The organism is Mesorhizobium sp. B2-2-3 (assembly GCF_006442405.1).
Taxonomy (GTDB): domain Bacteria; phylum Pseudomonadota; class Alphaproteobacteria; order Rhizobiales; family Rhizobiaceae; genus Mesorhizobium.
Map to the genome: position 1 here is coordinate 174,127 of NZ_VFWC01000009.1, position 11,769 is coordinate 185,895.

Sequence of the window (11,769 nt, forward strand, 5' to 3'; positions counted from 1 at the left end):
CAGGTGGCTATCCTAGTTGACAGGCGCAAGGACCGTGAAACCCTGCTCCTTGAATAGATCCGATGCCTTTGCCGTCCGCAGGCACTTCAGGAAGGCAGGCGTGTCCTTGTCCTTCGAATCAGCCGTTTGGGCAACCGGATAGATGATCGGCGGATGTGAATCCTCGGGGAAAACACCAACCACCTTGACGCCCTTTTCGGCATGCGCGTCCGTGGCATAGACGATGCCGAGAGCCGCTTCGCCCGTCGAGACCAGCTTGAGCGCCGCACGCACATTCTCGGCCTGCGCCACCTTGCCCTCGACCGAGGACCAGACGCCGAGCGATTCAAGCGCGGCCTTGCCGTATTTGCCAGCCGGCACAGCCTTGAGGTCGCCCATGGCGAGCTTGCCGTCGCCGACCAGTCTGGCCAGATCAAAACCCTTTTCGATCTTGGCTTCAACGCCCGAATCCTTCGGCGCCACCAGCACGATCTGGTTGCCGAGCAGCTTCACTTCGGTATCGGGCTTGGTCAGCTTCCTGTCGGAAAGATACTTCATCCAGTCGAGATCGGCCGAGATGAAGACGTCCGCCGGCGCGCCGCTTTCGATCTGCTTGGCGAGCGCCGAACTCGCCGCGTAGGAGATGGTCGCCGCTTCGCCGACATCAGCCGCGCAGGCCTTGTTGACCGCGTCGAGCGCGTCCTTGAGGCTGGCGGCCGCAAACACCACGACCTCGTCTTGCGCGCGCGCCGCCGGCACTGCTGCCGTCCACGCCGCCGCGAAGCCACCAATGGCGACCGCCGCCACTGCAAAACCGTTGCGCGTCATGAAGCTCTCCCTGAGTTGGCATCCGGCCTGCTCGAAGCCTGCCATCCGATATATCCGGATGAATATAACAAGGAAAGATTTTTTGCCCAGCGTCGCCATTGAATGCGCGGCGTCATCGCGACCTGCGATAGACCAGCACGGATACAGCGAAAGGCAGACGAAGACGTCACAAGAAAATCGGCGCCCGTTGCCCTCGACGGAACCAAGGCTGAAATCTTCTAAAGCGCGTCGTTCCCCCAAAACTGCGGTCACTTTTGGGCGACATAGCTGTCGCCGCCGTGATCTGTTGGGAGAGGCGAGACAATGTCTAAATGCAGATAAGTGTGTGTCGAAACGAGCCTTCCGGCGTCTTCACCATCCGCACTTTGCAGACATACCGCGTCTCGCTTGATATGGCGCTTGCGGGAAGGTCATTCCCCTCTGCGTCAGCGGGCTTGCAAGTCGCGCGGGGACAGTTTGGCAGCTTCGCAGCTGGATCGTCGCAGAACGGCTTCATGCTGTTGTTGATGCATTCACACCCGCACTCGGCAAATGCGTGGGCATTGAAAGCGAAGACAAAGACGAGCGCAAATACCGCTGCTGACAGTCGCATGGACGCCTCCCCCGGAAATCTCCTGGCCTGAGGGTAAGGTCGACCGATCTTGTCGAAAAGATATCAAAACGACGTACCGGCGAGGCACCACCATCGCCACGGCCTCGAGACATCAGGTCGGCAACGTTGCGCCGGCGGTTCAGACCGCGATCGGCGCCTTGATCGTCGCGTCGGCGACATAGTTTTCCAGCCGGAAATCCTCGAAGCGGAAGGCGAAGAGATCCTTCACTTCAGGGTTGATCCACATGGTCGGCAGCGTTCTTGGCGTGCGCCGCAGCTGCTCGCGCGCCTGCTCGAAATGGTTCGAATAAAGATGTGCGTCGCCAAGCGTATGGACGAAATCACCGGGCTTCAGGCCGGTCACCTGCGCCACCATCAGCGTCAGCAGGGCGTAGGAGGCGATGTTGAACGGAACGCCGAGGAAGATGTCGCCGGAACGCTGGTAAAGCTGGCAGGAAAGCCGGCCTTCCGAGACGTAGAACTGGAACAGGCAATGGCATGGCGGCAACGCCATCGCCTCCACCTCGGCCGGATTCCAGGCCGAAACGATCAGCCGCCGCGATTGAGGATTGCGGCGTATCTCTTTCACAAGATTGTTTATCTGATCGATCGACCCGCCATGGCCGTCCGGCCAGGAACGCCACTGCTTGCCGTAGACGGGACCAAGGTCGCCATTCTCGTCAGCCCATTCGTCCCAGATGGAAACGCCATGGTCGGTCAGATATTTGATATTGGTTTCGCCGGCCAGGAACCACAAAAGCTCGTGAATGATCGATTTCAGGTGCAGCTTCTTGGTGGTGGTGGCGGGAAAGCCGCGCGCCAGATCGAAGCGCATCTGGTAGCCGAACACGGAGCGCGTGCCCGTGCCCGTGCGGTCGCCGCGGTCGGCGCCATGATCCAGCACGTGCTGCAGAAGGTCGAGATACTGGCGCATCGGTTCGGCTCGATTCGATTGTGCGAGCATTATAGCTGCTAGACAGGCGGCCGAACACATCAAAACGGCGCAGGCGACGCTTGCCTCATCACCGTTTCGGCGTCTGCGCCGACATCCAAGCAAACTGGCCGCAGCCTCGGTGTCCGTCTTGCAACCCCGGCAATTGGCGAAACCATCGGTGACAGCATTCCTCTCCCCGTCTCTATACGGGGAGAAGATGGCGGCAGCCAGATGAGGGGCAGCACAAGCCGTGCCCGTTACAAACCAGCGGCGCGCTTCAGCAGCCGCGCGAGCACGGAATTCTCAGAGCGAACCGAGCTTTCCCAGGTCCTTGGCAACGAGGTAGTAAAAAGTCACTCGATTCTTGGTGTTGTCTGCGGCCATCGCCTTGCAGGTCTTCTCGATCGCAGCATCTGCCTTCGCCGCATCGGCGACGCCGAGCTTCTTGCCGACCCAGTTTTCCCGGACGCGCTCGAGTTCTTTGGGATCGGTGCAGGACACCAGCGAGGAGTCGCGGTTCCTGAGCGCGATGCCCAGATGCTTGACGATCTTCTCAACAATTTCCGCACTCGCCGCGGCGTCGTATTTCTTCACGTCTGCAAGATAGTCGGCCATCAAAATTCCCCTCGTCGGCGCCACGGATCCGGTCGATGAGGGCTGTGGCGCGCTCCGCAACTCGTGCGCTCGGTCGGTAACTCCTCACCGCGGCAAAGCTTCGGTTGAGACCGTTCCCAAGTCAACCCTGCCGCGTCGCATTTTGACACAGGGACAAAGCACATTGCGGTCTTTCATTTCTGGCGATGGACCCCTATATTCGCTTCGTCGGCTTGACCGACTATGGCGATAAACTGGCGATGAAATAAGCCGTTCGGACCCGGGGGCGGTACCCGGCGCCTCCACCAAAAACCGCTCTGGAAGACGGAGCGGCTTTTGCTGGGGGCGAAATAGGATCGACGAAGGTGTAAAGATCGTACTTTTGCCCGGCATTGTACCACCGTCATCGGGCTAAACTTATAGTTGCCAACGACAACTATGCGGAAGCACGTCTCGCTGCTTAATGCAGTGCGATAGCTTCAAATCAAGCCCTAGGGGTTCGCACTTCTAGGCGGGGTTCGGAGGTACCTGGCAACAGAAACCTCCACTTCTCCCCTTTTTCATCGGCATCACGCGCAACGGCACGCTCGCGCCGGCCAGACTTCGTTCGGCCCATGGGAGGCGACGCAGTGGAGCCGCGTGCCTCCTTCGACATGGGTAAAAAATGCAAAACAATTCCGACCGATTCTTCGTGCTGACCGGCGGTCCGGGCTCCGGCAAGACCACACTGATCGAAGCCTTGCGCCGTGCAGGGTTCGCCACCTCGGTCGAGGCCGGACGCGGCATCATTCGCGACCAGTCCGCCATTGGCGGCTCCGCTTTGCCGTGGAGCGATCGCGCATTGTTTGCCGAATTGATGCTGTCCTGGGAGATGCGCTCGTACCAAGCCGCGATCGAACAGGAAGGACCGGTCTTCCTCGATCGTGGCGTGCCCGACACGCTGGGCTATCTCCGCCTCAGCGGTCTGCCGGTGCCCGATCACGTCGGCATCGCAGCGAAGCGTTGCCGCTACAACCCTCGTGTCTTCGTTGCCCCGCCTTGGCCCGAAATCTTCACGCAGGATGAAGAACGCAAGCAAACGCTCGACGAAGCCGAGCGTACCTGTCACGCGCTGGTCGGCGTCTATGCCGAACTCGGTTATGAACTGGTACGGCTGCCCCTGGCGCCTGTCGAGACACGGCTGCGCTTCATGCTGGACGAAACGGGATTGGCATGAAAAAGGCCGGGATCGCCCCGGCCTCTTTCAATTTCCCGGCCTCTTTCAATTTATTGGCGATTGCCTACTCCGCCGGCGCTTCGACGGCCTCGCGCGAACGGCCGAGCGTGATCTTGGCCAGGGTGAAGGAGATCACCGCGCAGAGCGTGATGCCGGCGACCATCGGCAACGGCGTGCCGTCGAAAAAGATGCCCGCGACACCCATGGCGAGCGCACCGATGGCGAAGTGCAGCGTGCCCATCAGCGCCGAAGCCGTGCCCGCGATCTCGCCATGCTCCTCCATGGCCAATACCGAGGTGGTCGGAATGACCAGGCCGAGAAAGCCATAGCCGACGAACAGCAGCGCCGCCATCACATCCAGCCGGTCCACACCGGAAGCCATGACAGCGAACAGTGCCACCATCGTCGTGGCGTAGCCGGTCACCGCCACCCACACCACCCGCTTGAGCCCGAAACGCTCGGAAAGCAGGCCGGTGAGCTGCGACATGCCGATGAAGGCGACGGCATTGATCGAGAAGAACACGCTATAGACCGAAGGCGACAGGCCGTAATGGTCGATCAGGATGAAGGACGAGCTCGACAGATAGACGAAGAAGCTCGCAATGCCGAAGCCCGCGATCGCCACCAGGCCGAGGAAATTGCGGTCCCCCATCAGGAAACGGTAGCCTGAAAGGGCGGTGCCAAAGGAAGAACCGGCGCGTTCTTCAGCCGGCCGCGTCTCCTTGAGCGAGGTCGCGAGCAGGATGGTTGCCAGCACCGCTGCGGCCGTGACGGTCCAGAACACGGCGCGCCAGCCGAAACTCTCGATGATCTGGCTGCCGGTCAGCGGCGCCAGGATCGGCGATACCGAGAACACCAGCATCAGCAACGACATCAGCTTGGCGGCTTCGTTGCCAGTGTGCAGGTCGCGCACGATCGCGCGCGGAATGGCCATGCCGGCGCTGGCGCCAAGGCCCTGCAGGAAACGGAAGGCGATCAGCCATTCGATGGTCGGCGCCAATGCCGAACCGACGCCGCCGACCATGAACAGCGCAAGACCGCCATAGAGCGGCAGCTTGCGTCCGACCATATCGGAGATCGGCCCGACGACGATCTGGCCGAAGCCCATCGACAGGAAGAAGATCAAAAGGCTCATCTGCACGGCTGCGGTGCCGGCGTTGAGATCCGCGCCGATCGAGGGCAATGCGGGCAGATACATATCGATGGCGAAGGGCCCGATGGCGGACAACAGGCCGAGCACGACCGCGATGCGGAGGAATTTGGGACTCATGATGTTGGCTTCTTTCGAATCTGGTTGCCGCCGCAAGGCGACGTCTGACCCCAGGACGTTCGATCCCGTGGGATTCCGACTCTCCGAGAGCGAATTGTTCGCCTGTCCAGAGGTGAACCCCTTATAGCGTGTCCACAAATTTAGACAGTCTTGTCTAAATCGTCAATCACCTCTATATAGATTTTCATGAGACCGGATGTTTCTCCTGACAGTTTCCCGCCACGCAGCCACGAGGCCAAGCGCATCTCGGTGGTCGACGCAGCCGCTTCCGTGTTCTGCCGCGAGGGCTTTGCCGGCGCCAATATCGACCTGATCGCCGCCGAGGCGGGTGTCTCGCGCCAGACCGTCTACAACCACCATGGCGACAAGGAAAAGCTCTTCATCGCCGTAGTCCGCGATCTCACCGAGCGCTGCAATGCCGGCATCTTCGCCACCATCGCCACGTTCCCGGACCAGCCGAGAGATCTGGAAGCGGATCTGATCGGCTTTGCCGTGCGCCTGAACCAGAACTGCATCTGCAACCGCGACGGAAAATTCCTGCGCAAGCTGATCCAGACCGAAGGCGAGCGCTACCCCGAACTGTTCGCCGAATGGCGCGAACAGGGCCCGGGGCGGACCTGGCCGGCAATCGCCGCCCGCTTCGCCCGCCTTGCCTATGGCGGTTACCTCGCGATCGACGACCCCGACGTCGCGGCGCGGCAGTTCCTCGGCCTCGTCAATGCTGAATTGCAGACGACCTTCATGCTCGGCGGCACCCCGGCCGAGGACGAGGTCGTGCAATCGGCGACAAATGGCGTGCGCACCTTCCTGCGCGCTTTCGGCAAGCGCCCCTCCCCGACCAGCGTCAAGAAACACGCCGCGCTTGCCAATGCGTGACATTTGCGGGTGACGCAAGCCGGCTTCCGCGATCAAATCTCGGCAATCGTCCTCGCTTCCTCGCGGCGGCGGTCTATATGCGGTTTACGCCGCGCTCAAGCTTGATTACAGCTATGCGGACGATTCAACGGAACCCGACCGCCACATGGCCGACGACCACATCCGCTATGACATTCTGGCCCAGGAGGCGTTGCGCGGCGTCATGCGCAAGGTCCTGGCCGAGGTCGCGCGCACCGGCCTCCCCGGCAACCATCATTTCTTCATCACCTTCCTGACCGGCGCGCCGGGCGTGCGCGTGTCTTCGCGGCTGCGCGAGCGCTATCCGGAGCAGATGACCATCGTCATCCAGTTCCAGTATTGGGACCTGAAGGTCACCGAGACCGGTTTCGAGGTCGGGCTCTCCTTCTCGGACGTGCCGGAAAAACTCGAAATCCCGTTCTCGGCGGTGCGCGGCTTCTACGATCCGTCGGTTAACTTCGAACTCGAATTCGACGTCAAGACCGAAGGCCAGTCAGATGACGAACCAGCTTCCCAGCCGGCGTCCGAACCGCTCGCCATCGTCTCCGAGAAAAAGCCGAAGGCGGAGAAGAAGGCCGCCGAACCCGAGAAGAAGGCGGCCGATGCCGATGCCGCCAAGGGCGCCGAAGTCGTCTCGCTCGACGCCTTCCGCAAGAAATAAGCCTTCGGGTCGCGCGTCATGGCCGACATCGTCAATCTGCGCCAGGCTCGCAAGCAGAAGGCAAGGCTGGAGAAGGAACGCACTGCCAGCCAGAACCGCGCCCTGTACGGCCGCTCCGGGGCAGAGAAGGAACGCGACCGCCTGGTTGCCGAAAAGGCCGAGTTCTTCGTCGCGGGCCATCGGCGTCAACCGTCGCCCGATCCGGACCCCAAATGAGCTCCAGGTGAGCCCGGTCGAAAAACGCTCGGTGACGATCCGTGGCCACCGCACCAGCTATTCGCTCGAAAAGCCGTTTTTTGACGACCTTGTCGCCATCGCCGTCGCGCGCAATCTGCCCCTTGCCGCGCTGGTCGCGGAAGTCGACGAAAACCGGCCGCGCGACACCAATCTGTCCTCGGCGCTCCGGATCCATGTACTGGCCTGGGCGAAGCGCGGCCGCGCCTGATGCCGGACGCCGTCAGGCAGCGCCTTCCTGTTTCCCGCGGCGGGTGCCGAACCCCAGCAGGGCCGTGCGATCGCGCTCTTCCGCCTGTTTCCTGGATCTGACGCGCATCAGGTCCTTCCAGCCGACGTAACCGACCAGCGTTCCATCGTCGCGTGCCACGACCGGCAGATGCGACACGTTGGCCATCAGGAGCTTGTCCGACAGGCCTTCCAGATATTCATCGGGATAGGCAAGCGTCACCTTGCTGCCGGCCAGTAATTCGCCGAGCGTCGTCGTCCGGTGCTTGCCGGCACGCCGCCAGCGCAGGATCGCCGGTGGATCGATGAGGCCGAGCACCTGCCTGTTGCCGTCAATGACCGGGAAGCTCGGATGACGCGTCTCCGGCGCGGTCAGGAATGCCGCTGCGCCATGCAGCGTCATCGTCGCCGGCACGCTCTGGACCTGCGTGGTCATCACTTCATGCACCCTGGTCAGCGCGAACGGATCGACCCGGTATTCGCGCACCAGATGATGCCCTCGCCTGGCGATCTTCTCGGTCAGGATGGAACGTTTCATCAAAAGCACCGTCACCGCATGGGCGGCGGCGCAGGCCGCGATCAGCGGCACCAGCACATGCGTGTTGCCGGTCAATTCGACCGCGAAGAAGGTCGCCGTCAGCGGCGCGCGCATCGTGCCACCCATGGTCGCCGCCATCGCCAGCAGCGCCCAGAAGCCGGGATCGGCCGCCGGCAGGAAGCCGGCGAGCACCGCGCCCATCGCGCCGCCCATGATCAGCAGTGGCGCCAGCACGCCGCCCGACGTTCCCGAGCCCAACGCCACGGACCAGATGACGGCTTTCACCACCAACAACAGGAGTGCCGCCGTCGCGATCGTACGGCCGTCCAGCATGCTGGATATGTTGTCGTAGCCGACGCCGAGCGCCTGCGGCTCGATCAGGCCGCCAATGCCGACGACGAGGCCGCCGAGCATCGGCCACCACATCCAGTGGATCGGCAGCTTCTGGAAACCGTCCTCGCAGGCATAGACCATCTGCGTCAGCAAGGCAGACAGGAGGCCGGCGGCAACGCCGATCAGGACCCAGCCGCCAAGACCGGCAAAGGAAATCGCCATGCCGCCCTGAAACGGAAAGATCGGTCCCGGCATGTGCAGCATGGTGCGCTCGACCTCCGCCACGATGGCAGCCACCGCCACCGGAATGAAGCTGCGCGGCGTCCACTCGAACAGAAGCAGTTCCACCGCCAGCATGATGGCGGCGATCGGCGTTCCGAACACGGTGGTCATGCCCGCGGCGGCGCCCGCCACCAGCAGCGTCTTGCGCTCATTGTCGCTGACCGGCAGCATCTGCGCGATCAGCGAGCCGATGGCGCCGCCGGTCATGATAATTGGGCCCTCGGCGCCGAACGGTCCACCGGAGCCGATCGAGATCGCCGACGACAGCGGCTTCAGCACTGCGACCTTGGCGTCCAGCCGCGAGCGCCCGAGCAGGATCGCTTCGATCGCTTCTGGAATGCCGTGGCCACGGATTTTCTCGCTGCCGTAGCGCGCCATCAGGCCGATAATGAGTGCGCCGATCACCGGCACGGCGACGGCGGCATAGCCAAGCGGCGTGTCCTCCAGCCTCAGATCGGCGAGCGTGAATTGACCGAAATAGGCGACGTTGGTGGCGAGCCGGATCAATTTCAGCAGGATGATGCCGGCAAACAGCGCGGCCGTCGCCACCACCACCGCGATGCCAGCGATCAGCAACACCCTGGCGTCGGTGGTGAAATCGCGCAGATGTCCGGGACTGCCCTGTTCGGTCTTCATTGCCTGCCTGCTTTCCGTGGCGTGTCGCTGTTGGAGGATCGGCAAACCGTCAAAACGGCTTTGCCGGCGGCTATGTATCGTAATACGATATAAATATTCAAGCGGACTTGGCCCGAAATCGTTTGAGCTTTGGCTGGAATGACAACACATGTCTGATATGTCGCATCCGCAAAAACCCCGCCCCGCCATCAGCCAGGCCGACTACCAGCGGCTGTCGGAGTTCCGCTATCTGATCCGCCGCTTCCTGGAATTCAGCCAGCTACAGGCCGAAGACGCCGGTCTGACATCGCGCCAGCATCAGGCACTGCTCGCCATCAAGGGTTTTCCGGGCGGAGGCCCGGTAGCCATCGGCGACCTCGCCGAACGCTTGCGCATCCGTCATCATAGCGCCGTCGAACTGGTCAACCGCCTGTGCGAGGCCGGGCTGATCGTCAGGGATCAGGACAAGGACGACCAGCGCAAGGTGCTGCTGCAACTGACCGAGCGGGCCGATGCCTGCCTCGCCGACTTGTCGGCCGTGCATCTCGACGAGCTTTCGCGCATCGAACCCATGCTGAGGAGCGTGCTCGCCCGAAAGGACCGCGACACGCTCCAGAGACAAGTTTCGCAACCTAGCTGAATGGAGGCTATGCCATGTACAACATCTGGTTTTCCAAGGCAGTCCCGGTTTCCACAGGCGTTACTGGCGACGTTCGAAATCTGTCCAATGCCGAACAAGCTCTCGACCTTCTTACCAATCACTGGCGCGATGCGGGAAGCATCAAGCATAAGGCTGCGCTGCGGGCGTGCCGACAGGCCATGAACGGCGGCGTATCGGCCGATACCGCCAGGGATGCTTTTGTCGAAGCCGCGAGGGAAGCGCGCATTCTGGTCGAATAACTGCCGCGCATGTCCTGGGCGTTGTTGGCCCAACCACAGGCCCGACATACCGTCCTCGATCGACGGTGAGCGCACGATGAGATCGCGACAGCCGTCAGCAACGCGCCGTCGTCCATTCAACTTTTGCGAAGCCCGGCTACCATCGGGAAGATGGGACATAAGGGGCCGCATAAAAAAATTCCGGAAACCCCGAATCCTTTGGCTCCGCCGCTTCGTCTCGGACATGAGCGACCTGCAAGGTGCAGGGCCGGCAAAGGAACAGACAAGATGAAACACCATTTGATACGTTACAGGACCAAACCGGAGCTGGTCGACGAGAACGAGCGGCTGGTCAAGGCCGTGTTCCAGGAATTGCGGGATAAATCGCCCGAAGGGTTTCGCTACATGACATGGCGGTCCGGCGACGGTACCTTCTTCCATCTGGTCGAGGCGGCAACCGAGGAGCAGGCCGGCACCCTTCCGGGGCTAGCGGCATTCGCGACTTTTCAGAACGGCATCAGGGATCGCTGCATCGAGCCTCCGCATCGCGAGGCGATGACGGTAGTGGGCAGTTACCGGATGCTGGACCACTAGAGCAGTTCACCGTTTCATGGAAACAGCGAACCGCCCTACTCTTTGTTTTGACGCAATTCTGGACAGAAAACCGCACACACTTTTCTTGGAATTGCTCTAGGCGCGGTCAAGCGATGTGGAGAACGGCGGGCGTATGAACATCCTCATTCCTGGCGGGCACCGCGCGCTCATCGAACGCCTGCTTGGGGACTTGCGCCCAAAGCTGCACCGCTATTGCGCGCGCATGACGGGTTCCGTCTTCGACGGCGAGGACGTGTTGCAGGAAGCGCTGGCCAAGGCGTTCGAGGCTTTGCCGAACGCCGGCCAGATCGCAAATCCGGAGGGCTGGCTGTTCCGCATCGCGCACAACACGGCACTCGATTTTCTGCGCCGGCGAGCCCGCGAAAAGGCCTTTTCCGATGAGGATCCGGACATGATCGTCGACCCGGCCAACGCCACCTTCGACCGTCAGGCCGCTGCCGCCGGCCTGCACACCTTCATGCGCCTGCCCGTCGCGCAGCGCAGCAGCGTCATCATGATGGACGTTCTGGGTTATTCGCTGCAAGAGATCAGCGCCGCGCTGGACACCAGCGTCCCGGCCGTCAAGGCGGCGCTGCATCGTGGCCGCGGCCGCTTGCGCCAGCTCGCCGCCGAGCCCGAGGATCGGCCGGTTCCCAGGCTAGGCGTCTCCGAACGCCTGTTGCTCGAAGCCTATATCGATCGCTTCAACGCCCGTGATTTCGACGCCGTGCGCGACATGCTCGCCGATGAAGTTCGCCTGGAGCTGGTGGCCAGGACGCGGTTTACCGGACCCAAGGAAGTGGCTACCTATTTCCACAACTATTCCCGCCTCCGCGATTGGCGTTTCGTGCCGGGATTCGTCGAGGACAGGCCGGTAGTCCTCGTTCACGACGGCAACGACCCGGCTGCGCGACCAGCCTATTTCATCCTGCTGGTCTGGCAGGAGGGCAAGCTTGCCGCCATCCGCGATTTTCGTCACGCCCGCTACGTCGCCGACAGCGCCGAACTGCTCGTTCTTTGAACGATCGAGGGAAATCCCTGCCTACTACCCTACTACCCTACTGCCCTACTGCCCTACTGCCCTACTGCCCTACTGCC

The 11,769-nt window shown here is 62.1% G+C and carries 14 protein-coding genes and 1 other RNA gene; 10 read left to right on the plus strand and 5 right to left on the minus strand.

Annotated features, from left to right (window positions below; genetic code table 11):
- Positions 1 to 12 precede the first annotated feature (12 nt).
- From modA to FJ951_RS18420, 3 genes are all read right to left on the minus strand, one after another.
- Entirely contained in the window at positions 13 to 807 is a 795-nt protein-coding gene (gene modA / locus FJ951_RS18410) for a molybdate ABC transporter substrate-binding protein (RefSeq protein WP_140516523.1), read from the minus strand.
- Between the two features lie 731 nt (positions 808 to 1,538).
- The gene (locus tag FJ951_RS18415; protein WP_140516710.1) at positions 1,539 to 2,333 is read right to left on the minus strand and encodes a thymidylate synthase; all 795 of its coding nucleotides are present in this window, start codon (positions 2,331 to 2,333) and stop codon (positions 1,539 to 1,541) included.
- A gap of 303 nt (positions 2,334 to 2,636) precedes the next feature.
- Positions 2,637 to 2,948, minus strand: coding sequence for a DUF2853 family protein (locus tag FJ951_RS18420; RefSeq protein WP_140495320.1), 312 nt, complete (start codon positions 2,946 to 2,948; stop codon positions 2,637 to 2,639).
- A 167-nt stretch (positions 2,949 to 3,115) separates the two neighbouring features.
- On the opposite strand from FJ951_RS18420, the gene ssrA reads away from it, so the two are divergent.
- Both ssrA and FJ951_RS18430 read left to right on the plus strand, forming a co-directional pair.
- Positions 3,116 to 3,476, plus strand: a transfer-messenger RNA (tmRNA) gene (ssrA, locus tag FJ951_RS18425).
- A 115-nt stretch (positions 3,477 to 3,591) separates the two neighbouring features.
- The gene (locus FJ951_RS18430) at positions 3,592 to 4,143 is read left to right on the plus strand and encodes an AAA family ATPase (protein ID WP_140516525.1); all 552 of its coding nucleotides are present in this window, start codon (positions 3,592 to 3,594) and stop codon (positions 4,141 to 4,143) included.
- A 64-nt stretch (positions 4,144 to 4,207) separates the two neighbouring features.
- Here FJ951_RS18430 and FJ951_RS18435 read toward each other — a convergent pair whose 3' ends face one another.
- Entirely contained in the window at positions 4,208 to 5,413 is a 1,206-nt protein-coding gene (locus tag FJ951_RS18435) for a multidrug effflux MFS transporter (protein WP_140516527.1), read from the minus strand.
- Between the two features lie 186 nt (positions 5,414 to 5,599).
- Between FJ951_RS18435 and FJ951_RS18440 the strand changes: the two genes are divergently transcribed.
- From FJ951_RS18440 to FJ951_RS18455, 4 genes are all read left to right on the plus strand, one after another.
- Positions 5,600 to 6,289, plus strand: coding sequence for a TetR/AcrR family transcriptional regulator (locus FJ951_RS18440; RefSeq protein ID WP_140516529.1), 690 nt, complete (start codon positions 5,600 to 5,602; stop codon positions 6,287 to 6,289).
- 145 nt (positions 6,290 to 6,434) lie between these two features.
- The gene (locus FJ951_RS18445) at positions 6,435 to 6,968 is read left to right on the plus strand and encodes an SspB family protein (protein WP_140495312.1); all 534 of its coding nucleotides are present in this window, start codon (positions 6,435 to 6,437) and stop codon (positions 6,966 to 6,968) included.
- A gap of 18 nt (positions 6,969 to 6,986) precedes the next feature.
- The gene (locus FJ951_RS18450; protein ID WP_140495310.1) at positions 6,987 to 7,184 is read left to right on the plus strand and encodes a DUF4169 family protein; all 198 of its coding nucleotides are present in this window, start codon (positions 6,987 to 6,989) and stop codon (positions 7,182 to 7,184) included.
- A 7-nt stretch (positions 7,185 to 7,191) separates the two neighbouring features.
- Complete coding sequence (locus FJ951_RS18455; RefSeq protein WP_140516531.1) at positions 7,192 to 7,413, plus strand: ribbon-helix-helix domain-containing protein; 222 nt, start codon at positions 7,192 to 7,194, stop codon at positions 7,411 to 7,413.
- 12 nt (positions 7,414 to 7,425) lie between these two features.
- Here FJ951_RS18455 and FJ951_RS18460 read toward each other — a convergent pair whose 3' ends face one another.
- Entirely contained in the window at positions 7,426 to 9,219 is a 1,794-nt protein-coding gene (locus FJ951_RS18460) for a chloride channel protein (RefSeq protein WP_140516533.1), read from the minus strand.
- 148 nt (positions 9,220 to 9,367) lie between these two features.
- Between FJ951_RS18460 and FJ951_RS18465 the strand changes: the two genes are divergently transcribed.
- From FJ951_RS18465 to FJ951_RS18480, 4 genes are all read left to right on the plus strand, one after another.
- Positions 9,368 to 9,838, plus strand: coding sequence for a MarR family winged helix-turn-helix transcriptional regulator (locus FJ951_RS18465; RefSeq protein ID WP_140516535.1), 471 nt, complete (start codon positions 9,368 to 9,370; stop codon positions 9,836 to 9,838).
- 14 nt (positions 9,839 to 9,852) lie between these two features.
- Positions 9,853 to 10,098 carry a DUF982 domain-containing protein gene (locus tag FJ951_RS18470; RefSeq protein WP_140495302.1) on the plus strand — a complete coding sequence of 82 codons (246 nt, stop codon included), beginning with the start codon at positions 9,853 to 9,855 and terminating at the stop codon, positions 10,096 to 10,098.
- A gap of 267 nt (positions 10,099 to 10,365) precedes the next feature.
- A complete protein-coding gene (locus FJ951_RS18475; protein WP_140495300.1) occupies positions 10,366 to 10,671 on the plus strand; it encodes a hypothetical protein in 306 nt (101 codons plus the stop codon).
- Between the two features lie 133 nt (positions 10,672 to 10,804).
- A complete protein-coding gene (locus tag FJ951_RS18480; protein ID WP_140516537.1) occupies positions 10,805 to 11,692 on the plus strand; it encodes a sigma-70 family RNA polymerase sigma factor in 888 nt (295 codons plus the stop codon).
- The last annotated feature ends 77 nt before the right edge of the window (positions 11,693 to 11,769 follow it).

What these genes read in the sequence shown, in the direction of transcription:
- modA (WP_140516523.1), bottom strand. Translation starts at nt 807, where the DNA reads ATGACGCGCAACGGTTTTGCAGTGGCGGCGGTCGCCATTGGTGGCTTC.
- FJ951_RS18415 (WP_140516710.1), bottom strand. Translation starts at nt 2,333, where the DNA reads ATGCGCCAGTATCTCGACCTTCTGCAGCACGTGCTGGATCATGGCGCC.
- FJ951_RS18420 (WP_140495320.1), bottom strand. Translation starts at nt 2,948, where the DNA reads ATGGCCGACTATCTTGCAGACGTGAAGAAATACGACGCCGCGGCGAGT.
- FJ951_RS18430 (WP_140516525.1), top strand. Translation starts at nt 3,592, where the DNA reads ATGCAAAACAATTCCGACCGATTCTTCGTGCTGACCGGCGGTCCGGGC.
- FJ951_RS18435 (WP_140516527.1), bottom strand. Translation starts at nt 5,413, where the DNA reads ATGAGTCCCAAATTCCTCCGCATCGCGGTCGTGCTCGGCCTGTTGTCC.
- FJ951_RS18440 (WP_140516529.1), top strand. Translation starts at nt 5,600, where the DNA reads ATGAGACCGGATGTTTCTCCTGACAGTTTCCCGCCACGCAGCCACGAG.
- FJ951_RS18445 (WP_140495312.1), top strand. Translation starts at nt 6,435, where the DNA reads ATGGCCGACGACCACATCCGCTATGACATTCTGGCCCAGGAGGCGTTG.
- FJ951_RS18450 (WP_140495310.1), top strand. Translation starts at nt 6,987, where the DNA reads ATGGCCGACATCGTCAATCTGCGCCAGGCTCGCAAGCAGAAGGCAAGG.
- FJ951_RS18460 (WP_140516533.1), bottom strand. Translation starts at nt 9,219, where the DNA reads ATGAAGACCGAACAGGGCAGTCCCGGACATCTGCGCGATTTCACCACC.
- FJ951_RS18465 (WP_140516535.1), top strand. Translation starts at nt 9,368, where the DNA reads ATGTCTGATATGTCGCATCCGCAAAAACCCCGCCCCGCCATCAGCCAG.
- FJ951_RS18470 (WP_140495302.1), top strand. Translation starts at nt 9,853, where the DNA reads ATGTACAACATCTGGTTTTCCAAGGCAGTCCCGGTTTCCACAGGCGTT.
- FJ951_RS18475 (WP_140495300.1), top strand. Translation starts at nt 10,366, where the DNA reads ATGAAACACCATTTGATACGTTACAGGACCAAACCGGAGCTGGTCGAC.
- FJ951_RS18480 (WP_140516537.1), top strand. Translation starts at nt 10,805, where the DNA reads ATGAACATCCTCATTCCTGGCGGGCACCGCGCGCTCATCGAACGCCTG.